Annotated in this window: 21 protein-coding genes; 13 read left to right on the plus strand and 8 right to left on the minus strand. The window is 51.8% G+C overall.

Annotated elements, in window-relative coordinates; all coding sequences use genetic code 11:
• Nucleotide 1: 1 nt before the first annotated feature.
• The 3 genes from hslU to rraA all read left to right on the plus strand — a co-directional run bounded on the left by hslU (nucleotide 2) and on the right by rraA (nucleotide 3,044).
• Nucleotides 2-1,333: an ATP-dependent protease ATPase subunit HslU gene (gene hslU, locus BIT28_RS07365; protein WP_075762982.1), complete on the plus strand. Its 1,332-nt coding sequence runs from the start codon at nucleotides 2-4 to the stop codon at nucleotides 1,331-1,333.
• Between the two features lie 151 nt (nucleotides 1,334-1,484).
• On the plus strand, nucleotides 1,485-2,396 hold the full coding sequence (locus BIT28_RS07370) for a 1,4-dihydroxy-2-naphthoate polyprenyltransferase (RefSeq protein WP_075762983.1): 912 nt from the start codon (nucleotides 1,485-1,487) through the stop codon (nucleotides 2,394-2,396).
• A gap of 162 nt (nucleotides 2,397-2,558) precedes the next feature.
• A complete protein-coding gene (gene rraA / locus BIT28_RS07375; protein WP_075762984.1) occupies nucleotides 2,559-3,044 on the plus strand; it encodes a ribonuclease E activity regulator RraA in 486 nt (161 codons plus the stop codon).
• 97 nt (nucleotides 3,045-3,141) lie between these two features.
• Here rraA and zapB read toward each other — a convergent pair whose 3' ends face one another.
• Nucleotides 3,142-3,384, minus strand: coding sequence for a cell division protein ZapB (zapB, locus tag BIT28_RS07380; protein WP_075763046.1), 243 nt, complete (start codon nucleotides 3,382-3,384; stop codon nucleotides 3,142-3,144).
• A 694-nt stretch (nucleotides 3,385-4,078) separates the two neighbouring features.
• Here zapB and BIT28_RS07390 point away from each other — a divergent pair.
• From BIT28_RS07390 to BIT28_RS07415, 6 genes are all read left to right on the plus strand, one after another.
• Complete coding sequence (locus BIT28_RS07390) at nucleotides 4,079-4,930, plus strand: MIP/aquaporin family protein (RefSeq protein WP_075762986.1); 852 nt, start codon at nucleotides 4,079-4,081, stop codon at nucleotides 4,928-4,930.
• A gap of 48 nt (nucleotides 4,931-4,978) precedes the next feature.
• Entirely contained in the window at nucleotides 4,979-6,493 is a 1,515-nt protein-coding gene (glpK, locus tag BIT28_RS07395) for a glycerol kinase GlpK (protein ID WP_075762987.1), read from the plus strand.
• Between the two features lie 225 nt (nucleotides 6,494-6,718).
• Complete coding sequence (gene glpX / locus BIT28_RS07400) at nucleotides 6,719-7,726, plus strand: class II fructose-bisphosphatase (RefSeq protein WP_075762988.1); 1,008 nt, start codon at nucleotides 6,719-6,721, stop codon at nucleotides 7,724-7,726.
• A 179-nt stretch (nucleotides 7,727-7,905) separates the two neighbouring features.
• Nucleotides 7,906-8,523, plus strand: a complete 618-nt coding sequence (locus BIT28_RS07405) for a helix-turn-helix transcriptional regulator (RefSeq protein WP_075763047.1) — start codon at nucleotides 7,906-7,908, stop codon at nucleotides 8,521-8,523.
• Between the two features lie 13 nt (nucleotides 8,524-8,536).
• The gene (locus tag BIT28_RS07410; protein ID WP_075762989.1) at nucleotides 8,537-9,280 is read left to right on the plus strand and encodes a ferredoxin--NADP reductase; all 744 of its coding nucleotides are present in this window, start codon (nucleotides 8,537-8,539) and stop codon (nucleotides 9,278-9,280) included.
• Between the two features lie 181 nt (nucleotides 9,281-9,461).
• Complete coding sequence (locus BIT28_RS07415) at nucleotides 9,462-9,809, plus strand: DUF3135 domain-containing protein (RefSeq protein WP_075763048.1); 348 nt, start codon at nucleotides 9,462-9,464, stop codon at nucleotides 9,807-9,809.
• Nucleotides 9,810-9,826: 17 nt separating this feature from the next.
• Here BIT28_RS07415 and BIT28_RS07420 read toward each other — a convergent pair whose 3' ends face one another.
• Complete coding sequence (locus BIT28_RS07420; protein WP_075763049.1) at nucleotides 9,827-10,174, minus strand: 5-carboxymethyl-2-hydroxymuconate Delta-isomerase; 348 nt, start codon at nucleotides 10,172-10,174, stop codon at nucleotides 9,827-9,829.
• Nucleotides 10,175-10,552: 378 nt separating this feature from the next.
• On the opposite strand from BIT28_RS07420, the gene tpiA reads away from it, so the two are divergent.
• Nucleotides 10,553-11,323: a triose-phosphate isomerase gene (gene tpiA, locus BIT28_RS07425; protein WP_075762990.1), complete on the plus strand. Its 771-nt coding sequence runs from the start codon at nucleotides 10,553-10,555 to the stop codon at nucleotides 11,321-11,323.
• Nucleotides 11,324-11,446: 123 nt separating this feature from the next.
• Here tpiA and pfkA read toward each other — a convergent pair whose 3' ends face one another.
• Together pfkA and BIT28_RS07435 are read right to left on the minus strand one after the other, a co-directional pair.
• Complete coding sequence (pfkA, locus tag BIT28_RS07430; RefSeq protein WP_075762991.1) at nucleotides 11,447-12,409, minus strand: 6-phosphofructokinase; 963 nt, start codon at nucleotides 12,407-12,409, stop codon at nucleotides 11,447-11,449.
• A gap of 552 nt (nucleotides 12,410-12,961) precedes the next feature.
• Nucleotides 12,962-13,474, minus strand: a complete 513-nt coding sequence (locus tag BIT28_RS07435; protein ID WP_075762992.1) for a CpxP family protein — start codon at nucleotides 13,472-13,474, stop codon at nucleotides 12,962-12,964.
• A gap of 207 nt (nucleotides 13,475-13,681) precedes the next feature.
• Between BIT28_RS07435 and BIT28_RS07440 the strand changes: the two genes are divergently transcribed.
• The 3 genes from BIT28_RS07440 to trmL all read left to right on the plus strand — a co-directional run bounded on the left by BIT28_RS07440 (nucleotide 13,682) and on the right by trmL (nucleotide 16,354).
• A complete protein-coding gene (locus BIT28_RS07440; RefSeq protein WP_075762993.1) occupies nucleotides 13,682-14,377 on the plus strand; it encodes a response regulator in 696 nt (231 codons plus the stop codon).
• A 52-nt stretch (nucleotides 14,378-14,429) separates the two neighbouring features.
• Nucleotides 14,430-15,791, plus strand: a complete 1,362-nt coding sequence (gene cpxA / locus BIT28_RS07445; RefSeq protein ID WP_075762994.1) for an envelope stress sensor histidine kinase CpxA — start codon at nucleotides 14,430-14,432, stop codon at nucleotides 15,789-15,791.
• 98 nt (nucleotides 15,792-15,889) lie between these two features.
• Nucleotides 15,890-16,354 carry a tRNA (uridine(34)/cytosine(34)/5-carboxymethylaminomethyluridine(34)-2'-O)-methyltransferase TrmL gene (trmL, locus tag BIT28_RS07450; protein WP_075762995.1) on the plus strand — a complete coding sequence of 155 codons (465 nt, stop codon included), beginning with the start codon at nucleotides 15,890-15,892 and terminating at the stop codon, nucleotides 16,352-16,354.
• 78 nt (nucleotides 16,355-16,432) lie between these two features.
• Here the strand turns inward: trmL and cysE are convergent, their stop codons facing one another.
• The 4 genes from cysE to BIT28_RS07470 all read right to left on the minus strand — a co-directional run bounded on the left by cysE (nucleotide 16,433) and on the right by BIT28_RS07470 (nucleotide 19,479).
• Entirely contained in the window at nucleotides 16,433-17,278 is an 846-nt protein-coding gene (cysE, locus tag BIT28_RS07455; protein ID WP_425439626.1) for a serine O-acetyltransferase, read from the minus strand.
• Between the two features lie 110 nt (nucleotides 17,279-17,388).
• Nucleotides 17,389-18,405 (minus strand): NAD(P)H-dependent glycerol-3-phosphate dehydrogenase, encoded by a 1,017-nt coding sequence (gene gpsA / locus BIT28_RS07460; RefSeq protein ID WP_075762996.1) that lies wholly within the window; start codon nucleotides 18,403-18,405, stop codon nucleotides 17,389-17,391.
• 17 nt (nucleotides 18,406-18,422) lie between these two features.
• A complete protein-coding gene (secB, locus tag BIT28_RS07465; protein WP_075762997.1) occupies nucleotides 18,423-18,893 on the minus strand; it encodes a protein-export chaperone SecB in 471 nt (156 codons plus the stop codon).
• Nucleotides 18,894-19,029: 136 nt separating this feature from the next.
• Entirely contained in the window at nucleotides 19,030-19,479 is a 450-nt protein-coding gene (locus BIT28_RS07470) for a rhodanese-like domain-containing protein (protein ID WP_075762998.1), read from the minus strand.
• Nucleotides 19,480-19,809 lie beyond the last annotated feature (330 nt).

The raw sequence follows: 19,809 nt of genomic DNA on the forward strand, positions 1-19,809 counted from the left end.
AATGTCTGAGATGACTCCTCGCGAAATCGTTCATGAGCTTGATCGTCATATCATCGGTCAAGACAAGGCCAAGCGTGCTGTGGCCATTGCCCTACGCAACCGCTGGCGCCGCATGCAGCTTCCTGAAGAACTGCGTGTCGAAGTAACCCCGAAAAATATTCTGATGATCGGCCCGACCGGTGTCGGTAAAACCGAAATTGCCCGCCGCCTGGCCAGACTGGCCAACGCCCCCTTCATCAAGGTTGAAGCGACCAAGTTCACCGAAGTGGGCTATGTCGGCAAGGAAGTGGAAACCATCATCCGCGACCTGACTGATGTCGCAGTGAAAATGACCCACCAGCAGGCGATGGAAAAAGTCCGCTTCCGCGCCGAAGAGCTGGCTGAAGACCGTATTCTTGATATTCTGCTGCCGCCGGCGCGCGATGCCTGGGGCCAGAATGAAGAAGCAGACAGCAACTCGACGGCCCGCCAGTCTTTCCGCAAGAAACTGCGCGAAGGCAAGCTGGATGACAAAGAGATCGAAATCGAAATCGCCGCCCCGCAGATGGGTGTCGAGATCATGGCCCCTCCGGGCATGGAAGACATGACCAACCAGCTTCAGGGCATGTTCCAGAACCTGGCCGGTAACACCACCAAAAAGCGCAAGATGAAAATCAAAGACGCGATGAAGGCGGCGACCGAAGAAGAAGCGGCGAAACTGGTTAACCAGGAAGAGCTGAAAGAGCAGGCCATCTTTGCGGTTGAAAACAACGGCATCGTGTTCCTCGACGAAATCGACAAGATTTGTAAGCGCGGTGAGTCCTCCGGCCCAGATGTGTCTCGCGAGGGTGTCCAGCGTGACTTGCTGCCGTTGGTAGAAGGCAGCACCGTATCGACCAAGCACGGTATGGTTAAAACCGATCACATCCTGTTTGTTGCCTCCGGTGCTTTCCAGGTGGCGAAACCATCGGATCTGATCCCGGAGCTTCAGGGTCGCCTGCCAATCCGCGTCGAGCTTGAAGCCCTTACCAGCGGCGATTTCAAGCGTATCCTGACCGAGCCAAATGCCTCGCTGACCGAGCAGTACAAGGCGCTGATGGCGACTGAATCGGTAGAAATTGAGTTTGCCGAAAGCGGGATCAACAAACTGGCCGATGCCGCGTGGCAGGTTAACGAACGTACCGAAAACATCGGTGCCCGCCGCCTGCACACGGTCATGGAGCGCCTGATGGAAGAGCTGTCCTATGACGCGACCGAAAAATCAGGTGACAAACTGATCATCGACGAAGCCTATGTCAACGAGCGTCTCGGTGAGCTGGTCGAAGACGAAGACTTGAGCCGCTTCATCCTATAAGCCTGAACAATCTATTTGTTCTTCTCCTATATCAAAACGGTGCCCTAAGGCACCGTTTTTTTGTTCTTGAACAAACAATCTGCCGATAAAGTTGCCCATCGCTGTGTATACGCCATAATAGCCCTTCGACTGATTCCGAAATAAGCACATTATGAATTCATCTTCACTCGCAATCTGGCTGGATGCCGCAAGACCCAAAACCTTGCCGCTGGCCGTCGCATCGATTGTATGCGGAAGTGCAGTCGCAGGATGGCAAGGAAGTTTTTCTGCTTTAGTAGCGGGCCTGGCCCTGCTGACCGCACTCTTACTCCAGATCCTGTCTAATCTGGCCAATGACTATGGCGACGCCGTCAAAGGAACGGACAACGAGCACCGCCTCGGGCCACAACGCGCAATCCAGTCCGGGCTGGTAACCCCGTCAGCGATGCGCAATGCGATGATCTTAAATATCCTGCTGACCGTCACCAGTGGCCTGAGCCTGATCTTCATCGCCTGCAACAACCTCCAGGATATGTTCGGTTTCATGCTGCTGGGCCTGATGGCGATTGCGGCCTCCATTGCCTATACCGTCGGTAACAAGCCCTACGGCTACCGCGGCCTGGGCGATCTCTCGGTACTCATGTTCTTTGGCTGGCTTGGCGTTGCCGGCACCTACTACCTGCAAGCCGGACAAATCGACTCGGTCATTATGCTGCCTGCCACGGCCTGCGGCCTGCTGGCCGTTGGTGTCTTGAATATCAACAACCTGCGGGATATCGACAATGACCGGGCCTGCGGCAAGCTCACCCTGGCGGTACGCATGGGTCCCGACTGGGGACGCAAGTACCATTTGTTCCTGCTGGCCGGCAGCGTACTCTGCCTGGCATTATTTGCCGCCCTTGAGATGCACTCGCCGTTTGGCTGGCTGTTCATTCTGAGTGCCCCCCTGCTGTTCAAGCACGGGAAACAGGTACTACATTCAGCAGACGGAGCCGCCCTGCGCCCGATGATGGCCACCATGGTGAAATGTGCGCTGCTCACAAACCTGCTATTCGCCGCCGGTGTCGTGCTCGCAGCCGGCTAGATCTGACACACTAACTTGCCCCTGCTTTGTGAGGGGCGTTATTGCAATGTCATATTGGCTAGTTATACTTTCAACAGGTTAGCAGAAAGCCATCAGCAACGACTCATGCTCAGCATGGCTGTATACCAACCCTTTTCAATTGCCACAAGAAGAAGCGAACTTATGGAATATAATACGTCCGAACTATGCGATATCTACCTCGACCAAGTCGATGTTGTTGAGCCAATGTTCAGCTCTTATGGTGGCCGAAACTCTTTCGGCGGCCAGGTAACAACCATTAAGTGCTTTGAAGATAGCGGGCTGATTCGTGATGCGCTGCAACAACCTGGTGCGGGCCGTGTATTGCTTGTCGACGGCGGAGGCTCACTGAGACGCGCGCTCATTGATGCCGATATCGCGCAGCTGGCTGCCACCAATGAATGGGAAGGAATTATTGTCTACGGCTGTGTCCGCAACGTCGATGATCTGGACGAAATGGAGCTCGGCATCCAGGCAATGGCTTCCATTCCGGTTGGTGCCGATGAACAGGGTATCGGTGAAGTTGATGTCGCCGTGAATTTTGGCGGGGTCACCTTCCTGCCGGAAGATCACATCTATGCTGATACGACAGGAGTTATCCTTTCGCCCGAGCCGCTTGATATCGAGTAGACTGGATAACGAGCAAGCCGGAGCCATCAGGCTACCGGCCTCTCATGACATCGTGTCTGCCTGACAGAAAAAAACAGAGCCCAAAGGCTCTGTTTTTTTATTCGACGCTATCCATCTTGCCAAGCAGGTTGCGTACACGCTCCTGCCAAGCCTGATGATCATTTCGTAGCTTCTCGTTGTCTTGTTCCAGCGCTTCTCGGCCAGAGCGTAGCTCTTGAGCTTCAGTCGATAGGCTATCGTTTTGTTCTTTTAGTTCTTCAATTTCCATCTGTAGCAGGGAAATTGTATCAACAGCCATCTGTACTTTGGCTTCTAGCTTTTCCAACATTTCTAATGACATATTGTTCACCTGATCTCCGCCTATCATTTTACCTTAAACCGTTAAGGTAATAACCCACAGGCTCTGTTTACATTACTGTTGAGCCTATTCTAACGAGGCTGCCGCCTTCTAGCATCTACAAATCCGCCGCTTTGCAACAAATGAGTGAAATTTACACAATTCTGACGGTTATTTTGCCTACTCCCAGCCAAATGCAGCCAGTCCCCTCCGGCCACCCTGCCGCCCCCCACCCAGCATAGCTTTTTTCACCATAATGCCGAGTAACTGAACAAATGCTCGAAGGTGTGTGAGCGCAACGTGACGAAATGCTTAGAATTGCGATCTAACTCTATTTTAATGCAGGGTTGCCATGCTAATTTTTATCTTGATCGTATCTCTCTTGGAATTATCCAAGATCTTGCCCTTATGGCACATCCGGCCTTTCCATGGCCGGATTTTTTATTTCAATTCAATAAGATAAACTCAAAAACCCAAAATCACATACCAACTGAATTGCAGTGCATCAAAGCTGAGATGATCGAGTTTAAAAAAACCGCAACCGTTTGCGCGAACGCGCAAAAGTGAGCCCATTTTTATGCTCGAACGCACAAAATTAATTCTTTAACATTTCAATTACGTTTAGTTCGAGTACATTAAGAGCGAATAAGAAAGATAAAAGAAATACCCCTACAACATTCGACAAAAGGACTGAATAATGACTACCCCGAAACAACATACGCTACTTGGCGAATGTATTGCCGAGTTCATTGGTACAGGACTATTGATTTTCTTCGGTGTTGGCTGTGTCGCAGCACTTGTACTGACTGGTGCAAACTTCGGTCAATGGGAAATCAGCATCATGTGGGGCCTAGGTGTCGCTATCGCCATCTATTGTACTGCTGGTGTCTCCGGTGCCCATATCAACCCAGCCGTCACCATTGCCCTGGCACTGTTCCATGGCTTTGACAAACGCAAAGTAGCGCCTTACATTGCTGCTCAGCTACTGGGCGCGTTCTGTACCGCCGCTCTGATCTATAGCCTATACAGCAACCTTTTCGCAGAGTTTGAAGCAACCAACCAAATAGTTCGAGGCAGTGAGGCAAGCCTGGCGACGGCCGGTATTTTCTCTACCTACCCGAATGCCGCCCTGTCTTTCAGTGGTGCCTTTGCAGTTGAGTTTGTTATCACAGCCGTACTGATGTTTGCCATCCTGGCCCTAACAGATGACAAAAACGGTGCCCCTCGCGGTCCGATGGCCCCGTTGATGATTGGTATTCTGATCGCGGTGATCGGTGGTTCGCTCGGTCCACTAACCGGTTTTGCCATGAACCCGGCGCGTGACTTCGGTCCGAAATTCTTTGCCTTCCTGGCTGGTTGGGGCGATATGGCACTCACTGGCGGTAAAGACATCCCTTATATGATCGTTCCAATCCTGGCGCCTATCTTCGGTGCCTGCTTCGGCGGTTGGCTATACCCGAAAGCCATTGGTGCTTATCTGCCAGGCAACGCTGAGTCCGTTGCACAAGAGCAAGAAAGCGCAAGTGACAGTGAAGCAGCAAAAGCATAAAAATCTCTCTACTACCCTAAAATATAATTACTACTAGAGGAAACCATCATGACAACAGAGCAAAAGTACATTGTTGCACTAGATCAAGGTACAACCAGCTCCCGCGCCGTTGTGCTGGATCACAACGCAAACATTGTGTGCTCGTCACAGCGTGAATTTACTCAGATCTATCCAAAAGCCGGATGGGTTGAGCATGATCCTCTCGAAATCTACGCGACCCAAAGCTCGACACTGGTTGAAGCTCTCGCCAAGGCCGGTATCCGCTCCGATCAGGTAGCCGGTATCGGTATCACCAACCAGCGCGAAACCACTATCGTGTGGAACAAAAACACCGGTAAACCGGTATACAACGCTATCGTCTGGCAGTGTCGCCGTACCGCCGACACCTGTGAAACACTGAAGGCACAGGGGCTGGAAGAATATATCCGCGACAATACCGGCCTGGTCGTCGACCCTTATTTCTCGGGCACCAAGATCAAGTGGATCCTTGACAACGTCGAAGGGGCGCGTGAAGAAGCCGAAGCCGGTAATCTTCTGTTCGGTACCGTTGATACCTGGCTGATCTGGAAGATGACTCAGGGACGTGTCCACGTTACTGACTTCACCAATGCCTCACGTACCATGGTATTCAACATCAACACCATGCAGTGGGACGAGAAGCTTCTGAAGGCACTGGATATTCCGCTGTCAATGATGCCGGAAGTGAAGGCATCGTCGGAAGTGTACGGCCAGACCAACATTGGTGGTAAGGGCGGTACCCGTATCCCGATTGCCGGTATTGCCGGTGACCAGCAGGCCGCACTGTTCGGCCAGATGTGTGTCGAGCCGGGCCAGGCAAAAAACACCTACGGGACAGGTTGTTTCCTTCTGATGAACACCGGCAAGGAAAAAGTGACCTCTCACAATGGCCTGCTAACCACCTTGGCCTGTGGCCCTACCGGTGACGTGGCTTATGCCCTCGAGGGTGCGGTATTTATGGGCGGCGCTTCGATTCAGTGGCTGCGCGATGAAGTGAAGCTGCTGGACGATGCCAAAGACTCAGAATACTTTGCCGAGAAAGTGGGCAGTGCCAACGGAGCCTATGTGGTACCTGCCTTTACCGGTCTGGGCGCACCATACTGGGACCCGTATGCGCGTGGCGCGATTGTCGGCCTGACCCGTGGTGTTAACTCCAACCACATTATTCGTGCAACGCTGGAGAGTGTGGCCTACCAGACCCGTGATGTTCTGGATGCAATGCAGACGGACTCCGGCATCAACCTGGCTTCCCTTCGTGTCGATGGCGGCGCTGTGGCCAATAACTTCCTGATGCAGTTCCAGTCCGATATTCTGGCTACCGAAGTTCACCGCCCGGTTGTTACCGAGGTAACAGCACTGGGTGCAGGTTACCTGGCCGGCCTGGCTGTTGGTTTCTGGGGCAGTATTGACGAGCTGAAAGACAAAGCCGTACTGGATCGCAACTTCGTTCCAGACGGCGACGAAGAAAAACGTGAACGCCGCTACAGAGGCTGGAAGCGTGCCGTTGAGTGCGCCAAGGGCTGGGCTGTCGAAGACGACATCTAACAGCGTACACTCCCTCTGAGTTCCCCCCTCAAGAAGGCCTGCAATGCAGGCCTTCTTTTTTATTCTCGCTTCCACGCTGGCAATCACGCGCCGCTGGGCAAAAGCGCCTCCATCTTCGCGAATATAACGCCATTTCGACGGCAAAAAATTAACGCAAACGTTTCACCCAAGCTGTGATAAAATCGCGCCAGATTTTTTTGGGCCTTTTTTCTTTCTGGAGTAACAATGAAACGCGATTTAGCAATGGCATTTTCTCGTGTCACCGAAGGTGCAGCACTGGCTGGCTACAAATGGCTTGGCCGCGGCGACAAGAACGCCGCTGACGGCGCTGCCGTGGAAGTGATGCGTACCCTTCTCAACCAGACCGAGATCGAGGGCGAAATTGTGATCGGTGAGGGCGAAATTGATGAAGCGCCTATGCTGTATATCGGTGAGAAAGTAGGAACAGGTGGCGATGCCGTCGATATTGCCGTTGATCCAATCGAAGGTACCCGTATGACGGCGATGGGCCAGAATAATGCCCTCGCCGTATTGGCAGCCGGCGAGAAAGGCTCGTTCCTGAAAGCGCCGGATATGTATATGGAAAAGCTGGTTGTCGGCCCGGCGGCCAAAGGCTGTATCGACCTAAGCCTGCCGCTGACTGAAAACCTGGAAAACATTGCCTCGGCACTGGGCAAAACGCTCGATACCCTGGTGGTCACCACGCTGGCCAAGCCTCGTCATGACGAGGTGATTGCCCAGATGCAGGCAATGGGTGTACGCGTGTTTGCCGTGCCTGACGGTGATGTGGCTGCTTCTATCCTGACCTGTATGCCGGACAGCGAAGTCGACGTAATGTACTGCATCGGCGGCGCGCCGGAAGGTGTCGTCTCGGCGGCCGCGATCCGCGCCCTGGGCGGCGACATGCACGGCCGCCTGCTGCCGCGCCACGAGGTCAAAGGCGACAGCGAGGAAAATCGCCAGCTGGGCCAGGTTGAAATCGAACGCTGCCACGAAATGGGTATCGAACCGAACATCGTGCTGCGTATGGAAGACATGGCCCAGAGTGACAATGTGATCTTTGCCGGCACCGGTATTACCAAAGGTGATCTGCTTGACGGGATCAGCCGCCAGGGCGATATCGCCACGACGGAAACCCTGCTGATCCGCGGCAAATGCCGTACTATCCGCCGTATCAAGTCGACCCATTATCTGGCACGCAAAGACGATGCTGTCAAAGGGCATATTCTGTAACCGGCCCTCCAGGTTGTAACGAAGGCGTGCATTTGATGCACGCCTTTTTTTATCTCCACTGCCAACAGCAGGCCCTCCCACCGGCTCGGCACTTCTGGTATATACTTAACTTTGTAAAGCTGTTGCTTTATTTACTTAACTGGCTACATAATAAACCAATAAAGGAAATAGCAGCTGATATGAAAACGATTGAAAAAATACTCTATCGCATGAAGCGGGATGGCCCCGTCACAGCCAAGGTGCTGGCCGAAGAATTCAAACTGACGACCATGGGCGTACGCCAGCACCTACAGGGGCTAGAGGAAGACGGATTGGTGGATTACCAGGATATCAAGGCCAAGGTTGGTCGCCCGACCCGGCACTGGAACCTGACCAGCAAGGGCCACCGCCGCTTTGCCGACCGCCATGGCGAACTTATTATTCAAATGCTTGATTCTGTCGAGGAGCTCTTTGGGACTGACGGGCTCAACCAGGTGGTTGAACGCAGAGAGAATCAAACCTTTGAACAATATCGGCATGCATTGGCAAACAGCTATAATGTAAGAGAAAAACTGGAAATACTTACTACACTGAGGGAACAGGAAGGCTACATGGCCCAGCTTCACCAGGACGGTGAAGACTTCATTCTGGTGGAAAACCACTGCCCGATCTGCCATGCCGCCACGCGCTGTCCTTCCCTATGTAAATCAGAGCTTTCTGTCTTCCAACGCTTGTTGGGCAACGAGTACCGCGTCGAGCGAAACGAACACATTATTGCCGGAGAGAGGCGCTGCGCTTATCGAATACAAAAATCATAATTAGGAGATTATTATGGCCGACTGGATCCCCGCGAAGGTTATCACCAATCGTCACTGGAATAGTGACCTGTTTAGCCTTGTCTTGCATGCAAATATAGAGCCTTTCAAGGCTGGGCAGTTTACCAAGCTTGGATTGGAAATTGACGGCAAAATGGTCCAGCGAGCCTACTCCTTTGTCAATCCCCCCAGCGATAACAATATAGAGATCTATGCTACCCGGGTTGCCGACGGCCTGCTCTCCCCACGCCTCCATGCCCTTGATAGCGGGGACACCGTGTTTATTTCAGCACGGGCCAATGGCTATTTCACTCTCAATGAAGTCCCCGACAGCGAACACCTATGGCTGCTGGCGACCGGAACCGCTATCGGCCCCTACCTGTCTATCCTGCGTGAAGCCGATGTCTGGCGCCGATTCCGCAAGGTCGTGCTGATCCATGCTGTTCGCTACGCCGCCGATCTCAGTTATCAGGCTGAAATTAACGAGCTCAAGGCACAGTATCCGGAGCAATTGATCGTCCAGCCCTTTGTCAGCCGTGAGCCTGCCCCCTTATCGCTTCCGGGCCGGATCCCGCTGGCGATAGCCGATGGCATGCTGGAGCGCCATATCGGCCTGCCGCTCAGCCCCGAAAAAAGTCAGATCATGCTTTGCGGTAATCCGGAAATGGTCCGGGAAACCAAGGCCGTGCTGGAATCCATGGGCTTTACCAAGAACCTGCGTCGCAAGCCCGGCCAAATCACCATGGAGCACTACTGGTAAGCATTAGCTAACGGTCAAGGGTCACCTTGTATCACTGCAATCTCATGCAACGTCTCACAATTGAGTCAGTCCGCAACAAACGGACTGGCTACCTTTAAAGGCATAACACATACCAGCCCACTCATCGTTCAGGGTGAATCTCGTGGGTATAAACGCCGGTGGCGAGATTGGGGGATACGTTATGCAAGATTTACCTTCCTTTGATGAATTACGAGCAATGGCGGAACAGGCACCGGACGATCTAGAAGCACTACGGCTGTCGATGAGTGAAGCAATCATCAGCAATGCCAGTACCGAAATGCAACCCAGGCTCCGGGCCCAAATGAGCCATATCAACCAGGTCATTGCCAAGGGGAAAAACCCCAACCACACCAACATACTGCTGATGGCCGAACTGCAGGTACAGCTAAAACGCTTTGCCCAGGCACTAAACGCGCCTGAGACGCTAACGGAACACCAGGCGAAGATAATGCCCTTCTCCCCCCCGTCAAAGAAGCAAGAGGTGTTGCCCCAGCAACGGGAAGAGTGAGCCTGCTGGCAGCGAGGTTAGCAACTCACCTTGATAAAGCTGTCACGATCCATATCGCGCACATCGACAGTCAGGCTATTGATGGTACTTGCATGCTGCTCCAACACCGATATCAAGCTTCTGGCCAGCTCCCGCTTTTGCTCTGTAGTGCGCCCCGACAGCATACTCAGCTCGATATGGATAAAGGTATTGAGATCTCCCTCAGTGCCTACCAGCCAGGTATGACAGGGATAACTGCGACATTTAACTGAGTCGGGCTCAAACAGGCCGCATGTTAATAAGATTTGGTGTAAGTCTTCCAACAACCCCGGTACATTGACACGTTCGGCAACCGGATCGGCATATTCCATGACAAGATTCGGCACATCTTCCTCCATGACGTTAAGAAATGCTGTTAATCGTTGAAAATACAGGAAACTGTATCCCAGAAGACCCAACTTACCTGATCTATTGCTGACAAGCCAAGCAATTAGGTTGTTTTTCAACCATTGATCACTGTCTTTTTCTGCTTTTTTTATCTGCTAAAATAAATTATTTAAAATTATTTTCAGCCGAGAGTTCACTTTTTCTGTTGAAAAAGGTACAACCAAGCACAGAAATGATTTTGGACAGTAAAAGTATCAGCCTAGGCTGTTATATTTTTACAAAATGGCTGGATACCAAACAGCATAGTTGTCTGATCAGATCAGAGAATTACGCTTTTTGGTATTATTTTTTACATCAAATTGATTTGGAGAAAAGCTATGCGCCATCCTGTGGTTATGGGTAACTGGAAGCTAAACGGTAGCAAGGAAATGGTATCTAACCTACTTAAGGGCCTTGATGCTGAACTTAAAGGTGTTGAAGGTGTTGACGTAGCAGTAGCTCCACCAGCAATGTACCTTGACCTGGCTGAGCAGCTAATCGGCAAAGGTGAAAGCAAAATCATCCTTGGTGCACAGAATGTCGACGTTAACGCGAGCGGCGCATTCACAGGTGATATCTCTCCTGAGATGCTAAAAGACTTCGGTGCAAGCCACATCATCATCGGCCACTCTGAGCGTCGTGAATACCACAGCGAGTCAGACGAGTTCGTAGCGAAGAAATTTGCTTTCCTAAAAGAGCACGGCCTGACACCTGTTCTTTGTATCGGTGAATCTGAAGCTCAGAACGAAGCTGGCGAAACTGTTGCAGTGTGTGCTCGTCAGATCGATGCTGTGATCAACACCCAAGGCGTTGAAGCCCTGGACGGTGCAATCATCGCTTATGAACCAATCTGGGCAATCGGCACTGGTAAAGCAGCGACAGCTGACGATGCACAGCGTATTCACGCAGCTATCCGTGCACACATCGCTGAGAAGAGCGAAGAAGTAGCCAAGAAAGTTGTTATCCAGTACGGCGGTTCTGTTAAGCCTGAAAACGCTGAAGCATACTTCGCACAGCCGGACATCGACGGTGCGCTAGTTGGCGGTGCGGCACTGAATGCAGAAAGCTTCGCAGCTATCGCTAAAGCAGCAGCTAAAGCGAAAAAATAATCAACCTTGATTATCAAGCATAACAAAGGCCACCTTCGGGTGGCCTTTTTAATGGACGGCACAGCAACAAAAACAAAAAAGCCGACTCTAAAGTCGGCTTTTATCTATCAAGTAAAACCTGTCTTAGAACAGTTTGTCAGCCAGATCGTACAGATCTTTGCGAACCGGACGCTTCATGTTTTCAATCGCATCGATGATGTCGTGGTGAACCATTTTTTCATTCTGGATACCCACACAGCGACCGCCGTGACCTTCCTGCAACAGCTCAACCGCATACGCACCCATGCGAGATGCAAGAATACGGTCAAATGCCGTTGGCTGTCCGCCACGCTGAATGTGACCAAGCACGGTCGCGCGCGTTTCACGGCCCGTTTCATCTTCAATGTACTTCGCCAGCTCGTTGGCATCCGTCATCAGCTCAGTCAGTGCGATAATCGCATGCTTCTTGCCTTTGTAGATCCCTTCTTTGATCTTCGCCAGCAGCTCTTCTTTGTTCAGGCCTGTTTCCGGTGTGATGATATATTCACAACCACCGGCAATCGCAGACATCAGGGTAAGATCACCACAGTGACGCCCCATGACCTCAACAATTGAGATACGCTGGTGAGAAGAAGACGTATCACGCAGACGGTCAATGGCATCAATAACCGTGTTCAGTGCCGTTAGGTAACCGATCGTGTAATCAGTTCCTGCTACGTCATTATCAATGGTGCCCGGCAGACCGATACATGGATAGCCCATTTCAGTCAGCTTCTTCGCCCCCATGTACGAACCGTCACCGCCGATCACAACCAGTGCGTCGATACCGTGAATTTTCAGGTTCTCGATAGCCTGTGCACGTACCTTCTCGTCTTTAAACTCAGGAAAACGTGCTGAACCCAGGAATGTACCACCCTTATTGATCACATCTGACACGCTAGAGCGAGTCAGCTTTTCAATACGGTTCTGATGCAGGCCCTGATAGCCGTCATATACACCATAAACTTCCAGGCCTTCTGACAATGCAGCACGAACAACACCGCGAACCGCCGCATTCATACCAGGTGCGTCACCACCACTGGTCAATACACCAATCTTTTTAATCATGGTTACCCTCTGACTTTGGGAATTGAAAAATCAAATCCGGCACGAGTTACCGAGGTTCCCCCTCTCGGCACCATAAGCCGACATGCCGGGCTTATGCTCGTGTAAACTGTAACTTTCCTACTAATGTAGAAGTATTACAATTTTGATAAAAAATTTTGTTGATTCATATCACGATCATCCCTGACTTCAGCCAGCAGCATGATATTTGCCTGATCCGACAACGGATATGAAACGAAACTGTTAGCGTTCTGGTTGACGACCAAGGAGATACCGCCTACAAGGCCTCATCATGCCTTAAGTATATATCCTGCCATCAGAGCCACCAGTTGTGCATCTAGGGAGAGTGATAACCGCGGGCGACTGTGCATTTTCATCCATGATAATCACACCTATTCATAGCACTCACTGGGCAATGTCACGCAGTATAGCTTTTTTACGGTGAAAATTAATAACAAAAATAGTAGAGAAAGGTAATTTACTGAGGGATTTATTGGTTTGAGTAACGAAATGCAAGCCGCAACCTAGGCTGCGGCTTCGTCAGTGAGAGCCAACTTACTGATTCTTTTCGGCCCAGCGAGCCTGGCACTGTTCTGCACGATCGGCCTGTAGCTGCTGGTATTTTTCTTTTTGCTCGGCGGTCAGAATGTTTAGCATTTCATGACGCTTCTTCATCATGGTGATCCGGCGTTCAACCTGCTGTTCTGACATCTGCTGAGCCAGTTCGCGGACCGCATTTTCGTCAAAATCAGCGGCCAGCAGCAAGGACTGCATTTTCTGGTGGTTCGCCTGCATTACGGCACGCTGCTCACCGAAACTGTCTTTCATCGCATCGCGGTTGGCTTCGCGCATATCCTTCATTTGCTGCTTCTGCTCATCGGTCAGGTCAAGCTTGCGGAAAACCTTGTAGCCCTCTTTCATACCGCAGCCACCTTTACCACCATGATAGCCACCATGATAGCCACCATGGTGACCATCCTTACCGCCGCCAAAAGCCAGCGCAGAGGCAGAACCGAGAGCCAGAGGAAGCGCGATTGCCATTATCAGTGTTTTCTTGAATGTAGTCATGATGTTCTTCTCCAAATGTCCGTCAGCGGGTATGAGTTAAGAATAACGACCACAAGGTAAACTGCTGTCTAAAGAACGTAAAACTGCGTAAAGCCAACTGACATTAACTTGGTTCCCGCAGCTAGATTAGCGATACTGAGGCTATCTCATTCATCCTGTCACGTATTTACCTACATAGGGCGAGACTGAAACAATAAGGTAGCTAACATGGCAAAAATTTTGCTGGTCGACGACGATACGGAGCTGACCTCACTACTCAGCGATATCCTCGAAATGGAGGGGTTCGAGATCCTGGAGGCCAACAACGGCGAGCAGGGCCTCAGCAAAGTCGATGACAGTATCGATCTGATCCTGCTCGATGTCATGATGCCGAAAATGAACGGCACCGAAATGCTGCGTAAACTCAGGGAAAGCTACTCGACACCGGTACTCATGCTGACAGCGAAAGGCGAAGAGATTGACCGGGTGCTGGGGCTGGAACTCGGTGCCGATGACTACCTGCCCAAACCCTTCAGTGATCGTGAGCTGCTGGCACGGATGCGCGCTATTTTGCGCCGGACACAAATTGCCGGTAACGACTCGCGCAATAATACCCCTGACTGCCTGACCTATCAGGATATTGATATCTATCCGGGGCGACAGGAAGTCTTCTGCAAGGGAATGCCGATAGAAATGACCGGCACCGAACTGGCCTTGCTGAGTTACTTTATTCAGCATCCGGGCAAAATCATTGCCAAGAATGAACTCAGCCTTGAGGTGCTGGGCAAGCGTCTGGCTCAGTTCGATCGTGCCATTGATATGCATGTATCGAACCTACGCAAAAAACTGCCTGAGCGTACTGACGGCAAACCTCGCATCAAGACCCTTCGCGGTAAAGGCTACCTATTAGTCGAGGAAATATAATGCAGCCCGGTACACTGGCAGTTAACCGACGCGGCCAACAAGGAGGCAGATAATGAAGCTACCTCGTTTTTCCAGCCTGTATGGCCGGATTTTCGCCGTATTCTGGCTGACCCTGCTGATTGTCGTCGTGACAGTTTTGTTGCTACCCAACCTCGATCCCCGGGCCCAGCATACGATACCGGAACGCCAGCAGAAGCGGTTTCAGGAGTCGGCACTGAGCATTGCCGAGAAAATCACCCGCGACAGGGGACCGCTCAAATACAGGTTACAGCGATTTACCAACCACGACCGACACAAGGGATTTCAGCTTTATTTCACCACCGAAGAAGGTGAAATTATTACGCCGGATGGCCGCAACAAGGCACTGCGTAATTTTATCACCATGGCCGATAGCCCTAGTTCGCCGAAACAAAAGCTTTACGGGCGCTGGATGATGGCCGGGCCGTTTGCCTTCAGCTACGAGCAACAAACCGTGCTGATGTATGTCGGCCGGGTCTCGCGCAAGCCTCCGCCATTTTTTGTTCAGATTCTGGATAAACCGTTCCAGCTGCTTCTCGTCACAATGCTGGTCAGTACGCCCCTGCTACTCTGGCTCGCATGGGCGATCAGTATGCCGGCCCGTCGACTGCAACAGGCCGCAGAGCGGGTGGCAACCGGGCAGTTCGAGGCTGATCCGAAGCTGGAAGCCGGGCCGAGGGAGTTCAAGCAGGCCGGGGCCAGCTTCAATCAGATGGTTCAGGCCATCAACCAGATGATCGGGGGTCAGCAGCGGCTGCTGTCGGATATCTCCCATGAGCTGCGCTCGCCGCTAACCCGCCTGAGAATGGCTACCGCCCTGGCCCAACGCAAGCAGGGAGAGAGCAAAGAGCTCAGCCGTATCGATACCGAGGCAGAGCGGCTGGAAAAGATGATCAGCGAACTGCTGGAACTGTCGCGAATGCAGGTCAACAGCCATGAGCTTCGCGAACACTCCGATGCACGCAGCCTATGGTATGAGATGTTGGAAGATGCCCGTTTCGAGGCCGAGCAAAACAACAAAGTTTTCAAAGTCAATGACCTGGGCGAATGGCCTGTCAGCGGAAATCCCAACCTGCTGATCAGCGCCCTGGAAAATGTCGTTCGCAATGCTATCAAATACGGCAACGATGTCATAGAGGTCAACTTCAGTGTCAGGGACCACACCCTCAATATCGTCATCGACGATAACGGTGAAGGGGTGCCCGACAATGAACTGGATGATATTTTCCGTCCGTTCTACCGGGTTTCGACGGCACGGGACCGCAGTAGCGGCGGCACCGGGCTGGGACTGGCCATTACCGAGAGCGCCATCCGCCAGCATAGCGGTACCATCATGGCCAGCCGCAGTCCACTTGGCGGGCTACGGATCACCATCACCCTGCCCCTGACTCTCTAATCAACCGGCATAACTGCATGGCTTTCAGACAATCTGCTGTCTGAAAGCCTGCTTTTTTCGCTACAATATGGCCAAATTTGCAAACTGACAGCCAGACAATGTTTGATATCGCCCTGTACGAACCTGAAATCGCCCCCAATACGGGCAATATAATTCGCCTATGCGCCAACTGCGGTGCCAACCTGCACCTGATCGAGCCGCTCGGTTTTGACCTGGAAGAAAAGAAACTACGTCGTGCCGGGCTGGATTATCACGATCTGGCGCACGTTCATCGCCACAAAAACTTCGATGCCTTCATGGCGGCGATGGAAAACCGTCGGATTTTTGCCTGTACCACCAAAACCACCAACTTCCATACCAACGCCAAGTTCGAAGAAGGGGATGTGCTGTTGTTCGGTCCGGAAACCCGTGGCCTGCCAGCCGAGCTGATTGACAGCCTGCCACTCGAGCAGCGCCTGCGTATCCCAATGCATCCGGACAGTCGCAGTCTGAACCTGTCCAATGCCGCCGCCATCATCGGTTACGAAGCCTGGCGTCAGCTTGGATTTAAAGGGGCGGTATAGATCAACCTCCCGATAAGAAACAAAAAAGCGAGAGCCGTTAAACTCTCGCTTTTGCTATCTGGAACCACAACACCGTACTTAAATACCGTCACCGGCCATAAAGGTTTGGCCGTTGCCGTTAAATTGCTGATCCATATCCATCGCAGGCTTCTCGCTACTTGGACGACCAACAATTTTCGCCGGCACCCCGGCCACCGTGGTATGCGAAGGCACCGGATTGAGCACCACCGAGCAGGATCCGATTTTCGCCCCTTCGCCGACTTCGATATTGCCCAGTATCTTGGCACCAGCACCGATCATCACGCCTTCGCGGATCTTCGGATGACGATCGCCGCCTTCCTTACCCGTACCACCCAGGGTAACGTCCTGAAGAATCGACACATCATTCTCGATCACGGCTGTTTCACCAATCACAATACCGGTCGCATGGTCAAACATGATCCCCTGGCCAATCGTCGCCGCAGGGTGCACATCTACCTGACAGGCGACCGAAATTTGATTTTGCAGATAGACAGCAAGGGCAACCCGCTTTTGTTTCCACAGCCAGTTGGCCACACGGTAGCCCTGCAGGGCATGGTAGCCTTTCAGGTATAGCAGAGGGATGGAATACATCTCTACTGCAGGATCTCGTTCAACCACAGCACGGATATCGCAGGCTGCCGATTCGGTGATCATACAGTCGGCAGCGAAGGCTTCTTCAATGACCTCGCGCACCGCCATCGCCGGCATCGACGGCGTCGCCAACTTGTTGGCCAGTATATAACTGAGCGCAGCGGCTAAGTTATCATGCTTGATAATGGTTGCATGATAAAAGCTGGCCAGCATCGGTTCTTGCTCTGACTGCTCCCGCGCTTCCCGCTTGATAGCCTGCCAGACCTCATATTGTTGACACTCCTTCACATCACCCTCTGTTCGTTTTGTCATCAAATCGGTATCTGTTTAACTTTAACGTGCTTGAAAAAAAAAACAACGCGGGCTTGGCAGCACGCGTTGTTATATTGCTCGTGATCCTGTACGCGGCAGCTATTTTGCCGTTATTCGTCTTTTTTCTCGCGAGCCAGCAGATCTTTGGCCGCTTCACGGGCATCTTTGCCCTGATAAAGCACCTGATAAATCTGTTCGGTAATCGGCATCTCAACCCCGTAGCGCTGGGAGAGTACCCAGACTTCCTTGGTGTTGCGATAGCCTTCGACCACCTGGCCAATGTCATCCTGTGCCGCATCAACCGTTTTGCCCTGGCCCAGGGCCAGACCAAAACGACGGTTGCGTGACTGGTTATCGGTACATGTCAGCACCAAATCCCCCAGTCCCGCCATCCCCATGAAGGTTTCCGGCTGGGCGCCCAGGGCAGCGCCAAGGCGACACATTTCCGCCAGACCGCGAGTGATCAATGCGGTACGGGCATTGGCACCAAAGCCAATACCATCAGACATACCGGCACCAATCGCAATCACATTCTTCACCGCGCCGCCCAGCTGCATGCCGATAAAATCGGTATTGCTGTAGACACGGAATGTCTTGCTGCAGTGAATTTTTTCCTGCAGCTCACGGACGAAGACCTCATCAGGAGAAGACACAGCGATCGCGGTCGGCATCCCCGCCGCCAGCTCTTTGGCAAACGTCGGGCCGGAAAGCACGGCCAGCGGAACATCCTCACCCAATGCATCGATGGCAACCTCTTTGAGCAAGCGCCCGGTGTCAGGCTCAAGCCCTTTGGTTGCCCAGCAAATACGTGAATCATCACGCAGGTAAGGCTTCACATTCGACAGTACTTCACCAAACACATGGCTCGGAACTACCACCAGCAAATCCTGACAGGCCTGAACAGCCGCCTCCAGATCCGCCGAGACAATCAGCGAGTCGGGAAACGGAACGCCCGGCAGGAAAGCCTCATTGGCACGGTCAATCTCGAGCTGCGCCATATGCTCAGGCTCATGGCCCCACAATATGACGTTAGCACCATTTCGGGCCAGAGAGATGGCCAGGGAGGTGCCGTAAGAGCCGGCACCCAGCACTGTCATCGTGATTGCTTTGTCTACGTTCTGATTCATAACGGCCACTTTAGCGATTAGGCTTCAGTGCTTTCAGGGTTAGCTTGCGCCTGGTTCTGAAGGTAGTTCATGAACAAAGCATCAAAGTTAACAGGTGCCAGGTTCAGCTGAGGGAAAGTACCTTTAACCACTAGGCTTGAAATAGTTTCACGCGCATATGGGAACAGGATATTCGGGCAGAATGCACCCAGGCAATGTGCAAGCTGAGGCGCTTCCATGCCTGAAACAGAGAAAATACCGCCCTGCTGAACTTCACACAGGAATGCCGTGTCATCGGCGTTCTTCACAGTTACAGTCAGACGAAGAATCACTTCGAAAACACCTTCACCCAACTCGCGGCTCTGGGTATCCAGGTCCAGTTTCACATCTGGGTTCCACTCTTTCTGGAACATATCAGGTGAATTCGGCGCTTCGAAAGAAACATCTTTCAGGAAGATACGCTGGATCTGGAAGTTCTGTTGTGCTTCGTTGTTTGCTGCTTCAGCCATTTTCGTGTCCTTTTCTCTCTCAATCTCATCACATGAGATCATAAATATTCGCAACCATGATAATTATCACACGCTGCACAAATTCGGTTTGCATCGGAGACACTGCCTAGTATGGCGCGTTCCGAGCGACAAGAGATTACTTCTTGCCCTTGCTGGATTTGCTGCGGATCAGCGGCAGATTGGCTTCATTCCAAGAAATCAGGCCATCCTTCAGCAAATTAACGTTCTCAAAACCGGCTTTATGTAACAGATTGGCACTCTCTTGTGCTGTCTGGCCTGTCTTGCATACCACAATGATTGGGGCTGTTTTGTGCTTTTCAAGCTCTGAAAAGTTCTGTTCTTTAATTTGGCTCGGCAAAATGTGAAGGGCACCCGAAATATGACCCTGGCGGTACTCATCACGACTACGGATATCGATGAATACGCCGTCTTCACGGTTCACCATGACCGTCGCTTCATTGGGGGTAACAACTTTATAGCCCGCGGCCTTCTGTTTCACATAAGACGCGATGATTGCCACGACCAAACCCACCCATACCAGGGATAACATTGGATTACTTGTAACAAAATCGATGTATTGCTGCATGACTTTCGCTCTATTTTCCTAATACAAGACACCTGATAATCAGGGCCAGACTCCACCTCAAAGGAACCCGAGTATACCCGCGGCAACGTTGTTGTACAGCAGGCGTCAACAATTCCGCGTATTGGCTCACTCGATTCCGGCGATAATAGTATACGCCTTGAACAATCGTTTTCAGCTTCCACCTTTCAATGAAATAGAAAAAAACTCTCAATCAGGGCTTACACTCAAAGGCAGAAATGCATATATTTCTCGTAGGAAGATAACAATCCATTTACAGCATTGTTTGATCTTGCCCTACAGTTTTGGCCATGATTTGTAGTAAAATTACAC

It is taken from the genome of Photobacterium proteolyticum (assembly GCF_001939735.1).
GTDB classification, from domain to species: domain Bacteria; phylum Pseudomonadota; class Gammaproteobacteria; order Enterobacterales; family Vibrionaceae; genus Photobacterium; species Photobacterium proteolyticum.